We start from the raw sequence: 23,687 nt of genomic DNA, 5'->3' as shown, positions 1-23,687 counted from the left end.
AACGGACTCGATAGAATAGTCTCTGAGTCGTTAAATGTGCCTTTAACCTACTACGTCTAACTCCCTTTGCTTAAACGTAGCGCCTGCTGCTTCGACTAATTCTCGACAGGCATCAATGTCGACACCGGCTAAGCCATTAATGGCTGAAACCTGTACGTCGGCAATATAACGTGGGGCTTGTTCTATAAACTCGAGTACCGCGGGGTAAGCGCCTTTCAACTTAGGTTGGCAATGTGCTTGGTAGCTGGCGGCGGTATCGGCATTAAGTGATATTGACAGACTATCAACACATTCTGCTAGTTCAGGTAGAATGTTGCGCTTGTGGAATAGATTGCCTAATCCGTCAGTGTTGACTCTTACCTTGCCTCCTCGTGCTTTTATCTCTCTCGCTACGTTTAATAACGTTGGCAAGTTAAGTGTGGGTTCTCCGTATCCGCAAAAAACATATTCGTCGAATTCAGAGGTATCGCCAAGCAGTGCAATGACTTCTTCAGCACTCGGTTGACGATCGAGCCCCAGTTGATATTGGTGTACCTGTTTGCTGCCATTATGTTTTGGGCAGAATTGGCAACGTAAAGTGCATCTGCCGGTAATGTTCAAATAGCGACTGGTACGGATATCGTAAACAAGGGTAGCTTCGGTTTGTGTCGGTGCAGTCGTTGTCATTATTTTTGGTCGCTAGCAAAAGGAGATTAAGCTTAGCGAATACGCCGTACTTATTCTGTTTGCTGGATCGAATATTTCTATTTTCCCCTTTAATACTCATTTCATTACTGAGTGAAAGTGGCTGCTAATGGTTGCTAATGTTTGATGCACAAAAAAGGAGGCCATTGGCCTCCTTGTATTAAGTACGATAACAAAGTGTCTCTAGTTTGATACTTGCTCTGGTGGCTGTTCGGCTGCAGCTTTAGGTTGCCACCACCACTGATAGAATCGGCTAGAAGTGCGTTTGATATCATCAAGAATGATGTACAGCAAAGGCACCAAAATTAGCGTCACTACGGTTGAGAATAAAATACCAAATGCAAGAGAGGCGGCCATCGGGATAACGATTTGAGCCTGTAAGCTCTTCTCTAACAAAATAGGCACTAAGCCGACAAATGTTGTGAGTGAGGTTAAGATAATCGCTCTGAATCGGTAACAACCAGAGTCGACAGCTGATTGCACTATCGAATGGCCTTCTGCGCGTGCACGGTTAACGAAATCGACCAAAATCAATGAATCGTTCACCACGACTCCGGCAAGAGCAACAATGCCACACAAGCTCAAAATACTCATGTTGAGACCCAGGATAAAGTGACCAAATAGCGCGCCAATCATACCAAACGGAATAACCGACATGATGATGAGCGGCTGGCTATATGACTTTAGCGGAATGGCCATGAGTGCATAGATAGTAAATAGCGCAAAGAAGAATCCTTGCATCAAGCTAACAAGTGCACTTTGTTCATCGGCGCTACCACCATCGAGTGCGGTCGAGATATTCGGATATTTTTCTGCCAACATCGGCAAGAAATCCTCTTGAATTTCTGACACAACCTTTGACGGTTCCACTTTATTAGTATCTGCATTGGCGGTAATCGTTATCGCTCTTCTGCTATCAACTCGAGTAATGGAGGAGTACGAATCGCCTAGCTCAATCTGGGCAACTGTTCCGAAAGGTACCGCTGCACCGGTTGGTGTACGGATAAGCATATTCTCGAGATGACCCACTGTGCGGCGTTGCTCAAGTGGGTAGCGCACCATCACTTTAACTTCTTCTTTGTTACGCAAGATCCGTTGGGCTTCATAACCGTAGAAACCGTACCTAACTTGGCGAGCCAGATCTGACAGCGTCAGTCCAAGCGCTTCCGCTTCTGGTTTGATCTTAAGTTTTATCTCTTGGCTACCAGAGGAGAAGTTGTCGGCAATGTCGTAAACACCTTCGTAGCTTCGCAGCTTCTGTTTAAGCTCTGCAGAGGCAAGCGACAGTTGCTCAAGATTACTTGAGGTGAGTCTAAAGGCAATATCGCCACCAGAGTCATTGGTGCTGGCATTAATATTCAGTTTCTTAACGGCAAGCAGTTCAGGCAGCTGTTCACGCCAAGCTGAAGCGATGGTTTCGCCATCAACAGTGCGCTCTTCTCCCTTGGTGAGCTCGGCAAAAATAAATGCAGAAGTACGAGAACTCATATTAATAAAGCTGTGTTTTACCACTGGGTAGCCAAGTTCACCTTCCATATCATCGTTCATACGGTAGAGTGCTTCCTCTACTTCTTGAACCACTTGTAGGGTATTTTCTTCTGAGCTACCTTCATCCATTTGCAGCTGAACTTGGATAAAGTCTGACGGAATATCGGGGAAGAACACCCAGCGTACCTGACCACTAACCACCAGTGCGATAGACAGGATGAGTACACCAGTAAAGATGGCAACAGTATTATATCGATGCACAATGCAGCGCTCTAAAAATGAGCGGTAATTGTTATGGATGAAGTACTGTACCTTGTCGTTTAAACCGGCTTTTAAACGGCCTAACATGCCCAGTTGATCACGTGGCTTAGGTGGTTTCATATGGGCTAAATGCGCGGGTAAAATCAGTTTTGACTCCACTAGCGAGAACATTAAGCAGAGGATAACCACCATGCCGATAGATTTCCAGATGATCCCCTGAGGACCCGATACCATCAGCATTGGCATAAAGGCGGCGATGGTGGTGAGTACGCCAAAGGTTGCCGGCATCGCTACTTTCTTGGCACCTCTAACGACATTATCAAGTGAATGCCCATATCGCTCTATTTCACTATAGGCACTTTCGCCAATGACAATGGCATCGTCCACCACGATCCCTAGCACCAGAATAAAGGCAAATAGCGTGAGTAAGTTAATCGATAGTGAGAATGGCTCTAATGGCATGACTAACATGGCACCCAAGAAACAAACCGGTAGGCCCACCATGACCCAGAACGCCAACTTGATTTCCAAAAATAGTGCCAAAATCACAAACACTAACAAGGCACCATAAAACATGTTTGACAGCATCATGTTCAATCGACCTTTTAGGTAGTGGGTTAAGTCACCCCAAGTGTCGAGTTTAGCGCCAGTCGGCAAGAACTCGCGTTTCTGCTCAATATATTCTTTTACCTGTGCAGAGATATCTAAGGCGTTTTGATCATCAACGCTCAATATTTCAATGATTGCCGCGGGCTGACCATTAAAGCGAGTGTATTCGAGTCTCTCTTCAAAACCGTCGTTGATCGTCGCCACTTGTGGCAGCATTACGCGGCTGCCATCGGGCCGGCTACTCACCACAATTTGAGCGAAATCGTCACCTGTGTAGGCTTGTCCTTTTGTACGCAGTAAAATATCGCCATCTTTAGCGCGAATTGAACCGCCTGGCAGATCGATTGATGAGTTCTGTACCGCTTGTGCTACTTGAGAGAAAGTGAGTCCGTACTCTCGTAGTTTATCTTCCGATAATTCAATCGCAATTTCGTATTCACGTACGCCAGTCACTTGAGCTCGCGTAATCGCAGGCAGTGCAGCGACTTCATCACGAATGGTCTTGGCCAGTTCTTTCATCTCTCGAAGAGATTGGTCACCATAGACCGAGATCCAAATGACATTGTTCTCAGGTTTAAGACGGGTAATGTTGGGCTTTTCAATGTTGACGGGGAAGGTGGAAATGGCGTCAATTCGTAGCTTGGCTTCATCGAGAATATCTTGTGGATCGTAGCTATCTTCCACTTCAATGGTTACTGAACCCACCCCTTCGCTGGCAACTGAGGTGACTTTCTTTATGCCGTTAATATCTTGGATCGCTTCCTCGATCTTGATATTAATACCTTCCTCAATCTCTTGTGGTGCCGCGCCTGGGTAGGCGACTGAGATGTTGAGGTAGTTAAGCTCAAAGGTTGGGAAAATCTCTTTATTAATAATAACCGTGCTAAATAGACCGCCTATCAACAAGACCCACATTAATAGATTGGATGCGACATTGTTTCTAGCGAACCAAGCGATCATCCCTTTTTCAGCAGCCATTATTGTTCACCTTTACTAGCGAGTTTTTCTTGAGATGTCGACTCATCAGAACCCTCTAAAATGGAGCTGTTCTCTTCGCCTAAGACTTTGACTAATTGGCCATCTTCAACATTAGTCAGGTTAGTGACTGAAATGCGCTCTCCGCTGGCTAAGCTATCTTTGATGTAGACATTTTCTAGATCGGTGCGTACGACGTTGACGGCTCTGATCTCAACGCTGTTATCTTTTGTAATGAGGGTAACGGTTCCATGACGTACCAGGTAACGTGGCAACTTCACGATACCTTCGACAGTGCGACCTTTAATGACGGCGCTGACAAAACTGCCGTATTTGAGTGGCAGTTGACCGTCAACTCTAGTGCCTCTAAGGTAGGGATCTTTCACTTCAGCGACTAAATAAACCATGCGATTTTCTGCGTCAATGACGCCTTCGCTGCGAATAATCTTGCCTGTCCAAGTCACGATCTTACCAGCAAGATCGGCACTTAAAGTGACTTCTGTATCTGGGTTTTCGACCGATTCTAAATAGGCTAAATCATTATTTGAAAGTGGTAAGCGGATCTCCGCTATTCGAGTGTCGTAAAGTTCGCCTAAGTTAGTGCCTAAGGTGACGTACTGCCCAAGGTCCACATTTCGCGCCTTGATGATGCCATCAAAAGGCGCACGAATAACGGTACGCTCAAGGTTTCGCTCTGCTCTGGCGAGTGCGGCTTGTTGAAACTTAACATTGGCTTGCTCTTGCTTTAACTGCGGCAGACGCAGTCCTAATTCTGGCGGAATGCCGCCGTCGTATCCTTTCCAGTCATTTTTAGCCACTTCGCCCTTTGCGCGCTCCTCTTCAAGTGCCGCTTTTGCCTGTGCTACAGAAGCTTGAGCTTGCATTAGGTCAGCTTCGTAATCTGAAGGCTCAATCACGGCGAGTTCTTCGCCCTTTTTAACCACACCACCGGCAACGAATTTGTTGGATATGCTAATCATTCGGCCCTGAACTTCAGTGACCAATTGGGTTTTATATTTAGGGCTGACGATGCCGTAAGAGGGCAGGTTGAGCGATACCGTTTGCTGTTGAACTTCCATAATATCAACAATTGGGATCGGCGCTTCATCTGCTTTTTGTTCAGGTGCTTCTTTAGTACTGATAAGTACTTGCGCAGCCACAATAAAGAAAACAAGAATAAATAGTGGGGAAGCCCTTCTGATTACTTTTTTTATCATTATAATTTCGCTTTTTAATGTAATACCTTTCCTTTGACGTAAATTACCAGACTAAGCGCGAACACGATATTGTTTTTTGTAAATAAAATGTTTCAATTTATAGCGTTAGCACTAACATCTGTGGTTTTTTAAGGCACTACAGCATAAATAAAGGAGATTAAGGTTTTTGGGGGAGGTGGTTGGGTGAGATTTTTTACGGCTAGAAACAGAAAAGGATCACATTAAGTGATCCTTTTAAAAGAACAAGTAAGCAAAGTTTACTTCTTTTTCTTCTTCTTGTTTTTCTTACTATAAGTCTTGCCTGTGTCTTGTACTTTCTTCTTCCCTGGAGGCTTAGCCTCTTTGTTATTAGGGCGAAGATCTTTCACAAAACGACGCTTTAATGGCTGATCAATATAGCGTTCAATCTTGCCAACAATACGAACGTCATGGGCTTCAACCAGTGATATAGCCGTACCTTTGGCACCAGCACGGGCTGTACGGCCAATACGGTGAACATAAGTGTCTGCTGAGCGTGGCATATCAAAGTTGATGACATGGGTGATGTCATCGACATCAATACCACGGGCTGCAACATCAGTGGCAAGTAGTACGTTAACTTCACCTTTAGTGAAACGTCCTAAGGCTTGAAAGCGTGCTTTTTGCTCCATATCACCGCGCATAAAGCTGCAGGTGATGCCTTGTTTCTGTAATAAGCCTTCAAGGCTGGCAACCGATTCACGTGTTTTTACAAACACGATGGTGCGCTGCACTTCTTCTTGTCGCAAAATCGCACACAACATCGCAAATTTATGAGCTTTATCGTCAGCGATGTGGACCCATTGGTGGATCTTAGCTTTTTCGCTGCGTGGTGCTTCAGCTTCAACCTTGGCAGGGTTGTTTAACAACTGATGTGAGAAACGACCTACGTCGCTACCTTCAAGCGTTGCTGAGAACAACATTGTTTGTTTACGGCCAACAGACTCGATTGCGAGTGTTTCCACTGCGGCAGAGAAGCCCATATCAAGCATGCGATCGGCTTCATCGATAATTAAAACTTCAACTTCTTCTGCATTGAATAATCCTTTATCAAGGTATTCCATTAAGCGGCCTGGCGTGGCAACTAAAATGTCGACATTGCCTTTTAATGCATCTTCCTGAGCCGCGTAGGGAACACCGCCAGTAATGATGCAGGTATCAAAGTTTAAGCCTGTGCCTAAATGAGATGCATAGCGATGAATTTGACTGGCAAGCTCTCGCGTAGGAGTCAGAATTAATACACGAGCTTGACCACCGAATCGACGTGGAAAATCGAGTAAGTGTTGCATCGCAGGTAATAGGAAGCTCGCTGTTTTCCCTGTTCCTGTTGGCGCACGAGCAAGGATATCTCTTTGCTCCATGGCAACTGGAATTGTTTGTTGTTGTATCGTAGTGGGCTTGTTATGGCCCATTGCTTTTAGTGACTCTAACAAACGAGGGTCAAGCTGGAGATCTTCAAATAGCATGCGTTGGCATCTCAATAAATAATAGCCGCACATTATAAAGGTTTCAGGTGAGACTTGAAACGATTAGATCGCCGATCGCTACAGCTTTAAATAAAAACTTTTTGTTAATTGAACAAACTCATCAGTGTACTGACCATTTTTCTGACGTATCGCTAAGGTTGAGACTGAATTAACCTCCTGATCAATTGGCGTATTTGTGTCATTTGATGTGACTAGCAGCAACAACTGCCTATTGGGTAGCTTGCCTTCAACACTGGCGACGGTCACCACGTGTCTAAGCGCTAGCGGGTATTTATGCAGTTGATTGAGCAGTTGATTGGCTTCAGTGATTGGCAAGATAAGGCTCGCTTGGCCTGTGATTGGACTGAGCAAAGAGCTGATCGCCCTTAACAGCTCATCAAAACTCAGGTTGTCGGTATGACGCGCTGTGGCTCTTAGCTGGCTGCTCGATTGTGGACCATTGTCAAAATAGGGTGGGTTACAGATGATGTGCTCAAAACGCAGCTCTGTCGCTTCTGTGCAGTACTGTTGAATTGAACTCGTTAGCAGGGTTAACCTTTCAGCCCAAGGGCTGTGATTGAAATTGTGCTGGCAATCGAGCGTTGCGCTTTGATCCAGTTCAATAGCGGTTATTTGCGCTTGGCTGCGTTGAGCGGCCATTAAACTCAGCAAACCGCTTCCGCTACCGATATCCAGGATGGTTTTGGCATTCGTTAACGGTGCCCATGCGCCGAGTAGAACTCCGTCGGTGCTGACAGGCATGCCGCAGCGGCTGTCGTCGATATGAAACTGTTTAAAGCTAAAAGGCATGAAAGTTACAAAATGCGGGTCAGTGCCAGAATTGTACGCTAAATCTTCCTCAGCACAATCCAGATAGACATTGCTTTTTTAGCCCACGGCGAAGGCCAGTGTTTACTCGTTTTTAAGCGCTTGCTAGGCGAGCCGGAGGATGTTTCTTGCTTAGATGATAAATGGGTTGAATGTAAGTGATGAAAATTAAGTGTTAACAAAACGTTGTTATTCGTATCGAGAGTGGCAATTATTCGGTAGCGAATCTTGTTAAATGGATGTGAGTCTGATAATAGTATGCGCCCCCAAGAGAGGACAAAGCCTCTTTTTAGGGACGGTAAACCAGTTTTATAGCAATTTCAGTGACTGTTTTTTTGCTGTTGTTCATAAAATCGCCAAGCTTCGGTCGTATTTACCACTGGCTTGTGTAAACCAAATATTACACATTAGTAGTTGTCATCCTAAAGTGGTGCTGTAAAGGCGTGATGAGATGAAATTGTTAACAATAAAAAATAAAGATGGGGCATAAAGTGCAGAATAATCAAATGAGTATTGCTGATACGTTAGGGTTGGGTTTCATGACCTTCGCGTTCTTTTTAGGGGCGGGTAATCTTATCTTCCCTCCGTTAGCGGGATTTTTGGCTGGCGAAAATATGACCTTAGCCATGTTTGGCTTTCTTGTCACCGCAGTCGGACTGCCTCTTATTACGCTGATTGCTGTTGCTAAAGCCAACGGTAAAATTATGAGCTTATTACCTCCCATTGCTGCCACCGCACTTGCCGTCGCTATTTTTATCATTATAGGCCCTGCTTTCGCCGCGCCAAGAACCGGTTTAGTTGCTTTTGAAGTTGGTTTTAAACCTTTCTTAGACAATGCCGAAGCGACCTTTATGATTGCTGGTATTACCCTAAACGTCGCGCAACTTCTTTACACCTTAATGTTCTTCAGTATTTCAATGGTATTTGCACTGTACCCAGGAAAACTGCTGGATAATGTCGGCAAGGTATTAACGCCTATCCTTATATTGTTGCTTGTCGGTTTAGCTGCCTCGGTTATCTTTTTACCAGGAAGTCCGGTTGCTGCTGCTGTCGGTGAGTACCAAACTCACCCGTTAACGAAGGGCGTATTGGAAGGCTATAACACCATGGATACCTTGGCATCGCTGATCTTTGGTATTTTAATTATCGATATTCTGCGTAAGAAAGGGATAACAGATTCTAAAGCGCAGACGGGCTACCTAATTAAAGCCGCTCTCATTGCTGCAGGTGGCTTAGCGTTTGTTTATATTGCTTTATTCTACTTGGGCGCTACCGCGGCTGATTTAGCTGCGGGCGCTGAAAATGGCGGGGTGATTTTAACTAACTATGTGACTCATGAGTTTGGTACCACTGGCTTAGTGCTATTGTCCACGGTTGTGACACTGGCTTGTTTAACCACCGCCGTTGGACTGATTAGTGCTTGTAGCGAATTTTTTAATGAGTTATTACCTAAGATCTCATACCGCCGTTTTGTGATTATCTTGAGCGCGATTTGCGCGACGATTGCTAACGTCGGGCTGGCACAGCTTATTAGTATTAGCATCCCAGTACTGATGACGGTTTACCCTGTCGCAATTGCTTTAGTGGCAGTCACCTTCTTAACCGAACGTTTTGCTAAGCCTGAAGCGGCTCATCGAATCGTGCTTAGTGTTGCGCTTTTCTTCGGTATTATCGATGGTATTAAAGCGGCGGGTGTTGATGTTAGCGCATTTGATTTTATGCCTTTGCATGCTGAAGGTATGGCTTGGTTATTACCCACAGCAATAACGATATTTGCCTGCTTGATGATGAAGAAAGAGCAAGTAGCAGTGGCTGTAAGCTAAATCATTAACGCTAGTCTGCTTGAGTGAGATGGCAAGTACAGGCTTGATATCATAAGATAACGGCGGTGGATCAATGATCCATCGCCGTTTTTTATCTAATCGCAACATAATCTAAGAGAGTTTGGGTGCCAGCTGACTACATCCCTGATCCCGTAATCGATCTTTTTCTTGACCACTTGTGGTCAACCAAAGGCTTAAGTGACAATACGTTGGATGCTTACCGAACCGACTTGCGCCATTTTGACCGCTATGTTCAGCTTCACGCTGGAGATCTTATTGGCAGCGGTCAGCTCGATGTGCGTGACTACCTTGCTGTCCGTTTTGATAAAGGGTTCGCAAAAAGTAGTAGCGCACGGATGATGAGTAGCCTGCGAGGGTTTTATGGTTATCTGGTGATCAACAAGCAGATCAGTAGTGACCCGATGGCGCTGCTCGAATCTCCCAAGTTAGCGCGTAAACTGCCGGATTCTTTGAGTGAAGATGATATCGATCGATTATTATCGGAACCCAATGAAGAAGATCCAATTGAGTGCCGCGACAAAGCGATGCTTGAACTTTTGTACGCCACGGGACTGCGCGTGTCTGAACTGGTTGGATTAACCATGGAGCAAATTAGTCTGCGCCAAGGACTGGTTCGCATTGTGGGCAAAGGGGGCAAAGAGCGTTTAGTGCCTTTGGGCGAATTAGCCGTAACAGAGGTTGAAAGCTACCTAAAATATGCCAGAACCGAGTTGCTTAAAGGTAAACAAAGTGATGTGCTGTTCCCGTCTAAGCGGGCGCAACAGATGACACGGCAAACGTTTTGGCATCGAATTAAGCTTTATGCATTAAGGGCTAACATCGCCACGGCTATCTCGCCACATACCCTAAGGCATGCCTTTGCCACTCATTTACTCAATCATGGTGCAGATTTAAGAGTGGTACAGTTACTCCTAGGTCATAGTGATCTATCAACCACACAAATCTATACTCACGTAGCAACAGCTCGCTTAGCCAGCTTGCATAGCGAGCATCATCCCAGAGGTTAAGCGTTGTAGATTATTGGTGAGGTTCAAGCAGTAATAATGACACTTTCTAACTCAGAGATTTGCCAATAATTTGATAGGTTTCACGTCTGTATAATTTAGTTACAGCAAAAGATTTGCTTTCATTAGCATGAGTCTGTAACTTTTCAGCCCCAGACTAGGTCTAATCTTTATACCCTTAAATTGACCGTTACGTAGAATAGGATATCCAATGAAGTTCACCCGAGCATTTTCTTTGATCATTGCAATGATAATCGCCCCAGCTGCCCTTGCCGGGTCTACCACCAAAAATGATGACACCGCAGCTTTAGAAAAGAAGCTGTCAGAGGCATTAAGTGTCGATGTCATGTCGTTTAAAGAGTCACCCGTTCCTGGGCTATATGAAGCCTTAACCAACCGCGGTGTGCTCTACATTAGTAAAGATGGCACTATGCTGATGCATGGCACACTTTACGATTTAGACAAAGGCATGAAAAACCTAACGGAAGCTGCAATGGCTGGTCCGCGTATCGAGATGATGAAGCCACTTGAAAAGAACATGTTGGTCTACAAAGCCAAAAATGAAAAGCATGTTGTGACTGTGTTTACTGATGTGAGCTGTGGCTATTGCCGTAAGCTGCATAATCAAATGGATGAATACAATGATCTTGGTATCACGATTAGATACTTAGCATTCCCGCGTGCTGGCGTGCCATCGGCTAATGCTGATGAGATGGAAGCCGTTTGGTGTTCAGCTGACCCGCTAAAAGCGATGAGCGATGCTAAAGCTGGTAAGCGTGTACTAAATGCAAAGTGTGATGCGAAAATTGCTGAGCAATATAACCTGGGTCAATCATTTGGCATCAATGGTACTCCCGCTATTATCCTTGAAGATGGCAGCCTTGTTCCAGGGTACCAGCCACCTAAAGATCTATTAAGAACGCTAGAAGCGGCGCAGTAATCTTGTAGCGCAAGCACTAACGTTATGCATGGAAAAAGGTGAGCTTAAGCTCACCTTTTTTATGTTCATTCTAAAGCCTTCTTTAACAGTCTTTGTTATGCTGGTTCAGTCATTTTATTGAGGTAGTTACCCACAGTGATCCATAAGATTGTTCGCCGCACAAAAGTGGATGATAGCCACTTACCTGATTCATATTCTCCATTGTTAAAGCAGATTTATGCCAGCCGCGGTGTTAGCGCCAATGAGTGCGAGCTTAGCTTAGGCAAGCTGTTGAGACCCAATACAATGTTGGGGATTGATCACGCAGCAGAGTTGGTTGCTGACGCAATGGCGGCGCAGAAGTCGATCCTGATTATGGGTGACTTTGATGCCGATGGTGCGACCTCCACCAGTGTTTGTATGCTTGCGCTTAAAATGATGGGTGCAAAAAATATTGATTACCTAATCCCGAATCGATTTGATTATGGCTATGGTCTTAGCCCTGAAATCGTTGCAGTTGCCGCCCAGAAAAATGCTGAGATGATCATCACCGTTGATAATGGTATCTCCTCAATTGAAGGTGTTAAAGCGGCGAAAGCGCTCGGCATGACGGTGGTCATTACCGATCATCATCTACCGGGTCATTGTTTGCCAGAAGCTGATGCCATTGTTAATCCCAATCAGGACGGTTGCCAATTTGCCAGTAAATCAATCGCCGGTGTTGGAGTCGCATTTTACTTGATGTCGGTGCTGCGGGCCGAGCTGAGAAAGCGAGATTGGTATCAGCAGCAAGGTATTAGCGAACCTAACCTTGGATTGTTATTGGATATTGTCGCTTTAGGCACGGTCGCCGATGTTGTTGCGTTGGATACTAATAATCGCATTTTAGTGGAAGCTGGATTGCAGCGGGTAAAAGCGGGTCGTTGTCGCGTTGGGATCACCGCGCTATTAGAGGTGGCTAAACGAACACCGTCACGCATTGTTGCCTCTGATTTTGGTTTTGCCGTGGGTCCACGCTTGAATGCCGCAGGGCGTTTGGATGAAATGGCACTCGGGGTTGAAACCCTGTTATGTGAAGATATCATGCAGGCAAGAGGAATGGCGTCGGAGCTTGATGGTTTAAATGCAGAACGACGGGATCTTGAAACCGGAATGCAGCAAGAAGCGCTTAAGAGTCTTGAAAGTGTCGAGCTTAACGAAAGTGAATTGCCTTGGGGCATAGCGCTATTTCAAGCCGATTGGCATCAGGGCGTGATTGGTATTCTCGCCTCGCGGATTAAAGATAAGTATCACCGTCCGGTTATCGCTTTTGCCGATGCTGGCGACGGTGAGATCAAAGGATCTGCTCGCTCAATTAAAGGCCTGCATATGCGGGATCTTTTAGAGCTGATTAACAGTCGTCATCCTGGATTGATTTTAAAGTTTGGTGGCCACGCAATGGCGGCAGGCTTGTCGATTAAAGCTGGGCAGTTTTCACTGTTTGCCGAAGCTTATGATAAAGCGATACGTGAGGTGCTAGCCCCTGAGTTATTAACTGGGGAGTTGGTGTCCGATGGTGAACTGATCCCAGAGCAGTTTAAATTAGAGTTGGCCACTGAGCTGCGTAATGCTGGCCCCTGGGGGCAATCATTTCCTGAACCTTTGTTCGACGGTCATTTTCGAATTATTCAGCAGCGTATTGTGGGTGAAAAGCACTTAAAGTTGGTGTTAGAGACGGAGTGTGGCCGCATCATGCTCGATGCCATCGCCTTTAATGTTGATTTGAAGACTTGGCCTGATGCCAGTATCGGGCATGCTGAGATCGTGTATAAATTAGATGTGAACGAGTTTAGAGGCAATCAAACATTGCAGTTGATGGTAGAGCAAATAGCGCCAATGTAGTGTTTACCTTTGAATAAAGGTGAACCTAATCGCCTGCAGCGGACATATGTGCAGACACTGCCGTGACACGCTGCAAGTCCATCCTTGGAAGCTCGGCCATGACGTCCATGTCATGGACGGTCACGGCCGTATCTACACTGGATAATGGGTGTTTTAATTTATACCGCCGCGGTAAGGCTCTCAACACGGAAATGCCACAAAGTTGATTAGTCGATTTGCTAGACTGAGCTTTTTACCGAAAGCAAAGTCAACGTCGTGGTGCTTCGCCCACACCAGAGCCAAGGGGCAAAGCACTTGCGCCCGCTCTTGATTTCATAAGAGTCAATCCCTCAGCGCCCCGGCGAAATTGTCTGAAAAGCGAAAATTTCCAACGGGGGAGATGGTGTTATTCGTTGCCTAAGAAGTTGGGGGGGGGGTAGATTTCTGTTTTTAAATTGAAAATACAGGAGCTGGAGCGTAGTGATTTTCGAAACCAGTGTAGATGCGGCTGAGGCCTTTGATGGCATGGATGCCATCGTAGAGCTCACATGGACGTGCTTGCAGCGAGCCTCAGTAGCGTCTGCACATGCGCTTGCCGCAGGCAATTGGAACCACTTTTGGCAGGAGCTAACCCATTTGTGCGCCCAAGTGAGTTAGATCTCGATTAAATCCATCAAAGTCTAAGAACTTTTAATAAGCTCAGTCAGCTCGTGTAGTATGCACTTAATGTGTATGAGGCAATGTGTACTTAAGGGTTATATGAGCGCTAGAGTTTTTAAGTTTATGGCAGGTCAGTCGTACCACTTGGATGGTTTAAAAAATGATCAGGTGTACTTTTCCAGCTTTGATGAACTTAATGACCCCTATGAAGGACTAATGCATTATTGTGAGAGGGGAATCACTCACACTCAACGAATGGCTGCTCTAACTCAAAAACTTAATCAAGATCACCAAAATGTACGTGAAGCAAGGAAAGAAGCGGACAAGTTATTAAGAAAACTTGGAAAAGAACGCTTTAATCAGCATATTGATGCAATCAGTAAACTTGAGTTTGAAGATTTTCTTAAATACCATAAAGGTCAAAGGTTTGTTCTGTCACTTTCAAAAGCTTATTCACCAGATCAATTCCCAGACCCTCTTGATAGCATGATGATGTGGGGGCATTACGGTAATGGTATGAAGGGGTTGTGTGTTGAATATAATTTTGAGGCATTGCGGCAAAGTATAAATGCCCTAAATGAGATTAACCTTACAACAAGAAAAGTCGTTTATAGTAAATCGGCTTTACCAGTAGTTAGGGCTACAACCTTGTTGGACGATTTGGCTATGAGTACGCATCAAACCTCAAACGAAATCCTTAATGCATTTTGTACCAAACAGGTTTCATGGAACTATGAGAATGAGGTGCGCTTAATAAGTCCAAAACATAAACTAAATGACATTGATGAAACCTCAATGACTAGAGTCTTTGTTGCGGCAAAAAATCAACAGTTGATGGAGAATGTGGTAGATATATTGAAACTAAAAACTCATAAACCTAAATTATTTGAGGTTGTTACACAGCCAAAAAATTACGGTGTTGGTTTTAAAGAAATTAACTATTGATTTCGGTTCGACAGCTTGCGTGTATCATAATGAGAGACTTGTTAAATAGGTGAAACCCTTTAAATTAGAGCAATAAATCTAAGAAGGTTCTGCCTAAAAATGAGTTTCGTTCTTTATTGGCCAGTCTTTATCATCCAAAAACACAAAGCATTAAAAAAGCCAGTTGAATTAACAACTGGCTTTTGTTCTATCTGGCAATGCTAGATAAGTGATTTTGACTAAAGCAAATTACTCGCCTTGGTCAACGCCTGCGCGGTTGATCAAGAACTGAGTAAGCAAGGGTACAGGACGACCCGTAGAGCCTTTGTTAGCGCCACTATTCCATGCTGTACCGGCAACATCTAAGTGCGCCCAGTTATACTTCTTAGCGAAACGAGATAGGAAGCAAGCTGCAGTAATTGATCCTGCAGGACGTCCACCCAAGTTAGTCATATCTGCAAATGGGCTTTCTAAGTGCTCTTGGTACTCATCCCACAAAGGCATACGCCACGCTCTGTCACCACTTTGCTCACCAGCATTAAGTAGCTCATGTGCTAGTGGGTTATGGCCAGAGAAGAGACCTGATGCGTGCTTACCTAGTGCAATAACACATGCGCCGGTTAAAGTTGCAGTGTCGACAACCAATTCAGGATCAAATCGCTCAACGTAGGTTAATACGTCACATAACACCAAGCGACCTTCTGCATCGGTATTTAATACTTCAACAGTTTGGCCTGACATTGTCGTCAAAATATCACCAGGACGATATGCATTGCTTGAAGGCATGTTTTCACAGCCCGCTAGAATACCAATCACGTTGATAGGAAGCTGCATGTCACACAAGGCTTTCATTGCACCGATAACGCCAGCAGCGCCGCCCATGTCGTATTTCATCTCGTCCATGCCTTCGCCTGGTTTAAGTGAAATACCTCCTGAGTCGAAGGTGAGTCCTTTACCAACAAGTACAATCGGCTTCTGGGTATTATCAACAGCGCCCTTGTACTCCATGATGGTCATAACAGATTCGTTATCACTACCACGGCCTACTGCGAGGTATGAATTCATTCCTAGCTTTTCCATCTGCTCTTCACCCACAGTTGTAACTGTTAGGTTTTCAGTGGCTTCAGCCATTTGGCGAGCTTGCGATGCAAGGTAAGCAGGATTACAGATGTTTGGCGGCATGTTTGCAACGTCGCGGCAAAGATGCATACCAGCAGAAACGGCCATACCGTGTTGAATCGCACGTTCACCAACGGTCAATTCACGTCGAGTCGGTACGTTAAACACTAATTTGCGCAATGGACGACGAGTCTCGCCTTTACGGGTTTTTAGCGCATCAAAGCTATATAGACTGTTTTGTGTGCTTTCGACTGCTTCACGTACTTTCCAGTACGTATCGCGTCCTTTGACGTGTAATTCAGTTAGAAAGCAAACGGCTTCCATTGAACCCGTTTCATTCAAGGTATTGATGGTCTTAGTGATAATTTGCTTGTATTGGCGTTCATCTAGTTCACGCTCTTTACCACAACCGACCAAAAGCACACGTTCGCTAAGCACGTTAGGCACATGATGCAGTAACAACATCTGTCCAGGCTTACCTTCTAAGTCGCCACGACGAAGTAGGTTGCTAATATAGCCTTCACTGATTTTATCTAGCTGTTCGGCGATACCGGACAAGCGTCTTGGCTCGTAAACACCTACGACGATACAAGCTGAGCGTTGTTTTTCTGGGCTACCGCTCTTTACGCTAAACTCCATGGGTTCTCCTAGATTCTTAAAGACAAATTTTATTATTTATTAGATAATGTCTGCTTGTGCCCAAAAAGGGCCTGAACATGGCGCACCCTAGAATAGATTTTTCAGGTGTTTTCTCTAGCCATGTTATGTGATTGTTGGTTACAAAACTACTAAAAGTAGACAGTTTACATGAAAGTTGTATTGATACCAGCATAATTCAAAGTTTAGAGACCGGATCCTCCCTGTGATTGTATTTAGATACCTGATTCGAGAAGTTTTAAAGGCACAAATAGCGGTACTTTTGGTGCTGTTAGCTATTTTTATTAGCCAACATTTCGTGCGAGTGCTCGCTGATGCCTCAGATGGCGAATTTCCTGCTTCCTTAGTGATGACATTGCTAGGGCTCAACATGCCGTTCCTGACGGTGTTAGTACTCCCCCTTAGTCTATTTTTAGGTATTTTACTGGCTCATGGCCGTATGTATTCTGAAAATGAGATGGTTATTTTACATGGCGTTGGTATCAGTGAATGGTACATCACCCGGATAACCTTGCTGCTTGCCTTGGTGAATATGGTCTTTACCGGCTTTTTGTCGATATATGTCACTCCTTGGGCGGAAGAGCAGCAAAACCAAGTACTAGAGCATGCACAGTCAGAGGCGGGTCTTGCGGCATTAACACAAGGTCGATTCCAGACAAGTCCCAATGGCCGTGCCGTATTATTCGTTGAACGTATTGGTCGAGATAATAAGCTCGATAAGGTGTTCGTGGCGCAACTGCCAGACCCTGATGATGAAACAGGCTTAGCCAACGTTGTGGTTGCACGTTCAGGCAAAGTGGTTGAAGACGAAACCGGCGGACAAAGATTACAGTTAGAAGATGGGGTGCAGTACCAAGGAAGCCCCAAGCGTGTTGACTATCAAGTGGTTGAATTTGGTGGTTATCAGATGCAAATCAAGGAGCAGGAGGGCGGTGAGCGCAGGCGTAAACTGTCGGCATTGCCTATTGGTGAATTAATGGATATCGATTCGTCTGAAGCCACGGCTGAATTTCATTGGCGTTTAGCGATACCTTTAGCCATCCCATTGATGACATTGATTGCTGTCCCTATGGCGCGGGTGAATAACCGCCAAGGTAAGTTTGCCAAGATGTTCCCTGCTATTTTGCTGTATTTGGGATACTTTGGATTAATGGTTGCTGGTCGTAAGTCATTAGAAGATGGGGTTATCCCTGCGTTCTTAGGGATGTGGTGGATCCATGCTTCGGCGCTGGCCATTGGCTTACTGTTGCTCGGAAAAGAGCGGCCCTCTGGGGCAAAACTGTCTAATGTGTTTAAGCGTAAAAAGGCGTCAAGCACATGAGAATTATAGATCTCTATATCGCCAAGGTCCTTATTAGCAGCTCCGCCTTATCGCTACTGATCTTGACTGGACTATCAGGGATTATTAAGTGGGTCGACCAGCTAAGATTAGTCGGTCGAGGGACTTACAGCATGATAGATGCTGGTATCTATGTGTTGTTCTTGATCCCACGCGATATCGAAATGTTTTTCCCCATGGCAGTGCTGCTGGGTGCATTGATTGGCATGGGAATGTTGGCATCTAATTCTGAATTAGTTGTCATGCAGTCATCTGGCTTGTCGCGCTTACAAATCGCCATGTCTGCTATGAAAACCGCTATTCCTTTGATGATTCTGGTGATGCTACTGTCAGAGTTTGTGGCCCCCGTTGCAGAGCAGCGCGCGAAAGAAATCCAACGTACCAAGTTATCTGGCGGCAGCTTAATCGAATCTAATCGAGGCGTTTGGGCTAAAGACGGTGACTTGTTCGTTAATATTGGCGGCGTTGTCGATACCAATCATTTACGCGATATTACTCTCTACGAATTTAGTGATACGACCAACCTTACCAGTACTGTGCACGCAGAAAAAGCGGAGTATAAAGATAAGTATTGGCAGCTGTATGAAGTAAGAAGAACCTCGTTAAAGAACAACCAAGTGGTGTTAACTAACTTAGCAGAAGATAAGTGGATATCGTCACTTACGCCAGAAAAGTTAAGTGTGGTGTCTGTTAAGCCCGAGTCGTTATCTATTGAAGGTTTGGTGGATTACTTAGACTATCTAAAGAATAACAATCAAGCATCGGCTCGTTATGAACTGGCGTTGTGGCGTAAGTTAATGCAGCCAGTCACGATAGCGGTAATGATGTTGGTGGCGTTGTCTTTTGTATTTGGTCCACTAAGAACGGTCACCATGGGTGCCCGTGTATTGTTAGGGGTTGTTGCTGGGTTTAGCTTTTATATTTGCAGTGAGGTCTTTGGGCCATTAAGCATTGTTTATGGCTTGCCTGCATTTATTAGTGCAGGGATGCCAGCGGTCATCTTTAGTGCTGCCGCCTTGTATTATATTCGCAAGTGATAAGCTAACACTCATAACACTCATAACACTCATAACACTCTTGATAAGAGCCAGTCATGATCAGCTTATGTCATAAAGTGTGCTAATAAAAAGCGCAATAAAAAAGCCAATAAAGCGTCTTTTACAAGGGCGATTATTGGCTTTTTTGGTTCTAGCGTTAGTGGCTAGCGTTTACGTTAAACGCCGCGCCAATTACGCATCTGATTTGCTTCTTTCGATAGTTCAACGACTTCTGAACGGGTCATCATGTCTTGAAGCGCTAGTTTATCGCCATTAATCAAGATCCATAAATTACCGATCCCGAGTAATGACCACACGAGTCTCGCGGCAGCTGTCACCATGCTGAGGTTCTGGCCGTTAGGATGTTGGACCTTAAGTCTCCAAGCACGCATGCCGAGCGTTTGGCCACCATAACTCCAAAAGCTGATGTAGAACACACCAACACATAGTGCAATCCAGAATTGATAAATCCCTTTATACAACGGAGTGTCATTTAAAAGATCAGACACCATTTCTTGTCCTGCCATGTCGATGAAACCGGCAGAAACTAGTGCAGTGAAGATACCAAAACCTAGCGCACCAGCAACCATGTAGACTGCTACAGCAAGAAGTAAATCATACATTATCGCGCCAAAACGCTTAAAAAATCCCGCTCTTGGAAAGTTAGCGTGTTCGCTATTGGGCATTGAAGTCGCAGTCATTTATATCACTTTATTTGTTGGTATCGAAAAGAAAGCATCTATTAGTTTAACGCGCTTTTGGGTCATCTTTGATGTAATAGATATCGGTAAAACCGAAGCGGATAAACTCTTTGTTACGGAAATCTCTTACCGCAGATGAACCCTTAGACGTGGTTTCAACTTGTTGTGCCATCATCAGGTAACGGGTTAAATCGATGCCTTCTTCAGCCGCTACAGCTTCGTATATGTCGTGAAATTTGTCATAAGCAAAGTTTATCTCTTTCGCTTTACCCTTGAACTTATAGGTGATTCTAGTGGCCATGGTTATCTTCTCTTTTGAAATTGGCTATATGATAACAAATCTACGCTATAAGGTATAAATCATATAACAGGCGTCGCTTGGATAGCCGCTGAGATCTTTATCGATAGCGTGGATTTTAAACCCTTGTTGTTGCCAATAACGATCTGCACCTTGAACGGCGACGAGACTGATAGTCGCATAACCATGTTGTAGCGCAAACTGTTTCAGCTTGCCCAATATCAAGCCTCCGGCCCCTTTGCCTTGGACGTTAGCTGACAAGGCTATATCGTGCAAATAAAGCGTGTTAGCGGCTTTGATAGCACTCAACTGCTGTTCTAGTGAAGGTGGGTTGTTAGCCACCCAAGGGTGTGCCAAGCAATAACCCACTACTTGATTGTTAAGCTCGAGGCCAAAGCAAGATTGTGGTGATGCTAGCCATTTACTCTGTAAAACCTGTAGCGATTCAGGTTCAATTTGAGGATAACACTCTAATTGGATCTCAAGGATTGTTGGCCAATCAGCGCTTTCGATATTGCGTAACTTCATTTTCACTTCCTATTACGATCATTACTCTTCAGTCGCTATGCACTGTAGCGTTGGATTAAGTGTTGCTTAAAGTGCTCTGGATTGAGATGCTCACCAGTCGCTTGCAGTGCCAATTCATCGGTTGTGAGTAAACTCCCTTTAGACCAAATATTATTGTCGAGCCAACCCATGATGGATGAAAGCTCTCCCTTGTCGATCAGTGTTTCAATCGAGCCTAATTGCTTCTCCATTGCGACTCTAAACTGAGCAGCATACATCGCGCCTAGCGTATAGCTTGGGAAATAACCCATTTCACCTACAGCCCAATGAATGTCTTGCATACAGCCATTTTTATAGTCGCCATCGGTATTAATTCCCAATAGTGATTGCATTTGTGCAGACCAGAAATCAGGCAAGTCAGCGACGGCAAGCTCGTTAGTGACTAAGGCTTTCTCTGCTTCAAATCGGAGCAAAATATGACATGGGTAAGTCACTTCATCAGCATCCACTCGGATATGACCTGGCGTGACGCGAGAATAGATGTTGAGCAGTTGTTCATGGCTGAGATTGCAATCTAGACGTTGTGTTAACTTAGGCTGTAACTGCTTTAAAAATGCAGCACCTCGCCCTAATTGCATCTCACAGAATAGGCTTTGGCTTTCATGAATCGCCATCGAGCGAGCAAGTCCAGCGGGTTGCCCACGCCATTCAAGAGGTAAGCCTTGCTCATATTTTGCATGACCCGTTTCATGAACTACGCCCATTAATCCACTGGTGAAGTCAGCTTCATCGTAACGCGTCGTTAGGCGCACATCACTGGCTACACCGCCGCAAAAAGGGTGGCTGCTGGTGTCTAATCTACCGTGGTTGAAGTCAAATTCAAGTAAAGTCATTACATCTCGACTGAATAGAGCTTGAGCGGCACTTGCTGTATGGGGAATAGCATAATGAGGTTGCTGTTTCTGTTTGTCTTGGACCTGCTCAATTAAGCCCGGTAGCCAACTTTTTAGCCCGCCAAATATCTGCTCTAATCTGGCTGATGTCATGCCCGGCTCAAACTTATCTAGCAGTGCATCATAAGGAGAAATATCGAGTGCTGCAGCGCGGATCTGAGCTTCCTCTTTGGACAGTGCTAATACATTTTCAAGATTGGGTTTAAATCCTTGCCAATCGTTTTGGTTGCGCTGCTCTCGCCAAGCTTGCTCACAGCGGTAAGCGGCTTTTGTTTTTGCTTCAACCAGACTGCCAGGCACAATATTGGCTTGCTGGTACTGGTAACGGATCTCTCTTAGGTTGGCTTTTTGCTGCCAATTAAGGTTTTCTAGTTCAGCTTCTGCAATGGTGTGCGCTAGCATCGGTGCTGTTTTTAGTGAGTGAATATGTTTGGCAAGTTCCGCCATTGCAGCGCCTCTGGCTTCACCTCCGCCCGTAGGCATCATTGCCGCTTGATCCCAATCGCCGAGGGCGCTTAAATGTTCAAAATGGCTAATGCTCTGAAAGTGTTCACAAAGAAGTGCATAGTGCTTGTGTGCAGATTGATTCATAAAAGTCAGCTGATAGTGATTAATTTAGCTATGCTAGCACGATATAAAGCGCTAAATAAGCGTGATTTACGGCAGAGTTATATCAATAAAATAGTTAATGACTAGGGGAGACAAAATGAAAATACAGCAGAGTGTTTATTTTCTTACCGGCTTTATTTTACTGTGCAGTTTTAATCTTATGGCTGGCAGTGACGCCTTTAAAGCAGGACCCGTACTGACTCAGTATGGAAAAATTGCCAAAGTCGAAAGTCGTTTGATGATCCCTAAGAATATACTGATGAAAGTGGTATTCGATATGAGTAAAGCGGCAGAACCCGGCAAGGTTAACCGCAGCCTAGATACGCTGGCGAGGTTTATTAATATGCATGTGAGTGAGGGAGTGCCGTTAAAGAATATTGAGCTAATGATGGTGGTGCATGGCGGCGCGGTCGCTGACTTTACTGATGATAAGTTTTATCAATCTGATCAGTTAAAGCCCAATGGCAATACTGAATTGATAAGTAAACTGTCCAAGCTTGGGGTTCATTTTTACATTTGTGGTCAAAGCGCGGCGTATTATGATGTCTCTCCGGCGCAATTATTACCGGGTGTGGATATGGCATTGTCCGCCATGACGGCTCATGCGATTGCAGCCAATCAAGGCTATAGCTTGAATCCTTTTTAAGGCGGATATTATTGTGTTTGGCTATTGCCTAAAGTTTGCTATGGTAAAACATACATAATGTTTCTTAAATTATGTAGTTAGCTACATTAAAGGGCGTTGAAACCCTACACCGCAGAGGATCATGCGGATAAATTGTGTTCATGGAGGATTTAATGATTTCAATTCTGTTAAACCAAGATAATTTACCTTATACCATTTCATTGTGTATCGTGTTTGTACTCGGAATTGTAGAAAGCTTATCTCTCGTCATTGGTGCCAGTTTCTTAGGCTTACTTGATGAGTGGACGCCCAATGACAGCAACGCCGATGCAGCAGGTGTTAGCGGCCTTGTTGGCTGGTTGTGCATTAACCGGCTGCCGTTACTCATTTGGTTAGTCTTAGCGCTATTAAGCTTTGCGATTGCAGGCTTTGCATTTAACTACTTATCTCTGAGCTGGTTCAACAGCTTGCTACCCCAATCCGTCTCGTTGTCCATTTCTTTGATGCTAATGGCGTTATGCTGCCATTTTTTCGGTGGAAAACTGGCTGGATTTTTGCCAAAGAATGAATCTTTGGCTGTATCGGTTGAAGATCTCAACGGCTGTGTTGGTACGTTGACAACGAGTAAGGCGGTGCAGGGTAATCCGAGTGAAGCTGTGGTTAAAGATGACTATATGCAACAACATTACGTGTTAGTGGAACCTGAGAGTGATGGTGTCGAGTTTCCGACAGGCACACAAGTGGTGTTGCTGAAAAGAAAGGGACAAGTGTGGAGTGCTGCGAAACTTGAATCTTAGCGAATATGTTGAACTTATAAGGAAGTCCTCCTTTCTACTAAATGCACTAGAGTGGAACTCGTGCAAGGCCTCTGAATCTTGCATATCCAAACAATAGCGAATTCAATATATCGAGCAGTGGCAGATCTCAAAGTCGTTAATGGCCTCCAGTATTAACGACCTTCCACCTTCCCAGCCTCCTCGCTCTCATAACGGAATGCCTCCGAAAGCTAGTGCAGAGACAACATAGTGTTTCACCTACTCCCCCCCTTAAGGTTTAACGGCTAAATTAGTGACTAATACTTTTGT

Annotated in this window: 20 protein-coding genes; 10 read left to right on the top strand and 10 right to left on the bottom strand. The window is 44.8% G+C overall.

Features of this window, described 5'->3' with window-relative positions:
* Nucleotides 1-42: 42 nt before the first annotated feature.
* The 5 genes from L2729_RS18345 to L2729_RS18325 form a co-directional block, all read right to left on the bottom strand.
* Nucleotides 43-666 (bottom strand): TatD family nuclease-associated radical SAM protein, encoded by a 624-nt coding sequence (locus tag L2729_RS18345; RefSeq protein WP_248989556.1) that lies wholly within the window; start codon nucleotides 664-666, stop codon nucleotides 43-45.
* A 201-nt stretch (nucleotides 667-867) separates the two neighbouring features.
* A complete protein-coding gene (locus L2729_RS18340) occupies nucleotides 868-4,020 on the bottom strand; it encodes an efflux RND transporter permease subunit (RefSeq protein WP_248989555.1) in 3,153 nt (1,050 codons plus the stop codon).
* The gene (locus L2729_RS18335) at nucleotides 4,020-5,234 is read right to left on the bottom strand and encodes an efflux RND transporter periplasmic adaptor subunit (RefSeq protein WP_248989554.1); all 1,215 of its coding nucleotides are present in this window, start codon (nucleotides 5,232-5,234) and stop codon (nucleotides 4,020-4,022) included. Before L2729_RS18335 ends, L2729_RS18340 begins: the two co-directional genes overlap by 1 nt.
* Nucleotides 5,235-5,491: 257 nt before the next feature.
* Nucleotides 5,492-6,718: an ATP-dependent RNA helicase SrmB gene (srmB, locus tag L2729_RS18330; protein WP_248989553.1), complete on the bottom strand. Its 1,227-nt coding sequence runs from the start codon at nucleotides 6,716-6,718 to the stop codon at nucleotides 5,492-5,494.
* Between the two features lie 78 nt (nucleotides 6,719-6,796).
* Complete coding sequence (locus L2729_RS18325; protein ID WP_248989552.1) at nucleotides 6,797-7,528, bottom strand: tRNA1(Val) (adenine(37)-N6)-methyltransferase; 732 nt, start codon at nucleotides 7,526-7,528, stop codon at nucleotides 6,797-6,799.
* A gap of 497 nt (nucleotides 7,529-8,025) precedes the next feature.
* Between L2729_RS18325 and brnQ the strand changes: the two genes are divergently transcribed.
* The 6 genes from brnQ (at nucleotide 8,026) to L2729_RS18295 (ending at nucleotide 14,778) form a co-directional block, all read left to right on the top strand.
* Entirely contained in the window at nucleotides 8,026-9,369 is a 1,344-nt protein-coding gene (gene brnQ / locus L2729_RS18320) for a branched-chain amino acid transport system II carrier protein (RefSeq protein WP_248989551.1), read from the top strand.
* A gap of 125 nt (nucleotides 9,370-9,494) precedes the next feature.
* Complete coding sequence (xerD, locus tag L2729_RS18315) at nucleotides 9,495-10,397, top strand: site-specific tyrosine recombinase XerD (RefSeq protein WP_101091739.1); 903 nt, start codon at nucleotides 9,495-9,497, stop codon at nucleotides 10,395-10,397.
* A 208-nt stretch (nucleotides 10,398-10,605) separates the two neighbouring features.
* Nucleotides 10,606-11,334, top strand: a complete 729-nt coding sequence (dsbC, locus tag L2729_RS18310; RefSeq protein ID WP_248989550.1) for a bifunctional protein-disulfide isomerase/oxidoreductase DsbC — start codon at nucleotides 10,606-10,608, stop codon at nucleotides 11,332-11,334.
* Between the two features lie 135 nt (nucleotides 11,335-11,469).
* Entirely contained in the window at nucleotides 11,470-13,194 is a 1,725-nt protein-coding gene (recJ, locus tag L2729_RS18305; protein WP_248989549.1) for a single-stranded-DNA-specific exonuclease RecJ, read from the top strand.
* Nucleotides 13,195-13,653: 459 nt separating this feature from the next.
* Entirely contained in the window at nucleotides 13,654-13,830 is a 177-nt protein-coding gene (locus L2729_RS18300) for a hypothetical protein (protein WP_248989548.1), read from the top strand.
* Nucleotides 13,831-13,932: 102 nt separating this feature from the next.
* Nucleotides 13,933-14,778: a DUF2971 domain-containing protein gene (locus L2729_RS18295; protein ID WP_248989547.1), complete on the top strand. Its 846-nt coding sequence runs from the start codon at nucleotides 13,933-13,935 to the stop codon at nucleotides 14,776-14,778.
* Nucleotides 14,779-15,006: 228 nt separating this feature from the next.
* On the opposite strand, the gene pepA is transcribed toward L2729_RS18295, so the two are convergent.
* A complete protein-coding gene (gene pepA, locus L2729_RS18290) occupies nucleotides 15,007-16,515 on the bottom strand; it encodes a leucyl aminopeptidase (RefSeq protein WP_101091742.1) in 1,509 nt (502 codons plus the stop codon).
* A gap of 223 nt (nucleotides 16,516-16,738) precedes the next feature.
* Here pepA and lptF point away from each other — a divergent pair, with 223 nt between their 5' ends.
* Entirely contained in the window at nucleotides 16,739-17,854 is a 1,116-nt protein-coding gene (gene lptF / locus L2729_RS18285; protein WP_248989546.1) for an LPS export ABC transporter permease LptF, read from the top strand.
* Nucleotides 17,851-18,909 carry an LPS export ABC transporter permease LptG gene (gene lptG, locus L2729_RS18280; RefSeq protein WP_102038439.1) on the top strand — a complete coding sequence of 353 codons (1,059 nt, stop codon included), beginning with the start codon at nucleotides 17,851-17,853 and terminating at the stop codon, nucleotides 18,907-18,909. The genes lptF and lptG overlap by 4 nt, the downstream gene beginning before the upstream one ends.
* A gap of 176 nt (nucleotides 18,910-19,085) precedes the next feature.
* Here the strand turns inward: lptG and L2729_RS18275 are convergent, their stop codons facing one another.
* The 4 genes from L2729_RS18275 to L2729_RS18260 all read right to left on the bottom strand — a co-directional run bounded on the left by L2729_RS18275 (nucleotide 19,086) and on the right by L2729_RS18260 (nucleotide 21,959).
* Nucleotides 19,086-19,595: an RDD family protein gene (locus tag L2729_RS18275; protein ID WP_101091752.1), complete on the bottom strand. Its 510-nt coding sequence runs from the start codon at nucleotides 19,593-19,595 to the stop codon at nucleotides 19,086-19,088.
* A gap of 61 nt (nucleotides 19,596-19,656) precedes the next feature.
* Nucleotides 19,657-19,911 carry a DUF2960 domain-containing protein gene (locus L2729_RS18270; protein WP_101091745.1) on the bottom strand — a complete coding sequence of 85 codons (255 nt, stop codon included), beginning with the start codon at nucleotides 19,909-19,911 and terminating at the stop codon, nucleotides 19,657-19,659.
* A gap of 45 nt (nucleotides 19,912-19,956) precedes the next feature.
* Nucleotides 19,957-20,436, bottom strand: coding sequence for a GNAT family N-acetyltransferase (locus L2729_RS18265; RefSeq protein WP_248989545.1), 480 nt, complete (start codon nucleotides 20,434-20,436; stop codon nucleotides 19,957-19,959).
* A gap of 35 nt (nucleotides 20,437-20,471) precedes the next feature.
* Complete coding sequence (locus tag L2729_RS18260; protein ID WP_248989544.1) at nucleotides 20,472-21,959, bottom strand: carboxypeptidase M32; 1,488 nt, start codon at nucleotides 21,957-21,959, stop codon at nucleotides 20,472-20,474.
* Between the two features lie 115 nt (nucleotides 21,960-22,074).
* Here L2729_RS18260 and L2729_RS18255 point away from each other — a divergent pair, with 115 nt between their 5' ends.
* Entirely contained in the window at nucleotides 22,075-22,623 is a 549-nt protein-coding gene (locus L2729_RS18255) for a DsrE family protein (RefSeq protein WP_248989543.1), read from the top strand.
* A gap of 152 nt (nucleotides 22,624-22,775) precedes the next feature.
* Complete coding sequence (locus L2729_RS18250; RefSeq protein WP_248989542.1) at nucleotides 22,776-23,399, top strand: OB-fold-containig protein; 624 nt, start codon at nucleotides 22,776-22,778, stop codon at nucleotides 23,397-23,399.
* The last annotated feature ends 288 nt before the right edge of the window (nucleotides 23,400-23,687 follow it).

It is taken from the genome of Shewanella gelidimarina (assembly GCF_023283945.1).
Lineage (GTDB): Bacteria > Pseudomonadota > Gammaproteobacteria > Enterobacterales > Shewanellaceae > Shewanella > Shewanella gelidimarina.
The sequence above is the reverse complement of the archived record's forward strand: the minus strand, read 5'-3'. Positions and strand labels throughout refer to the sequence as shown.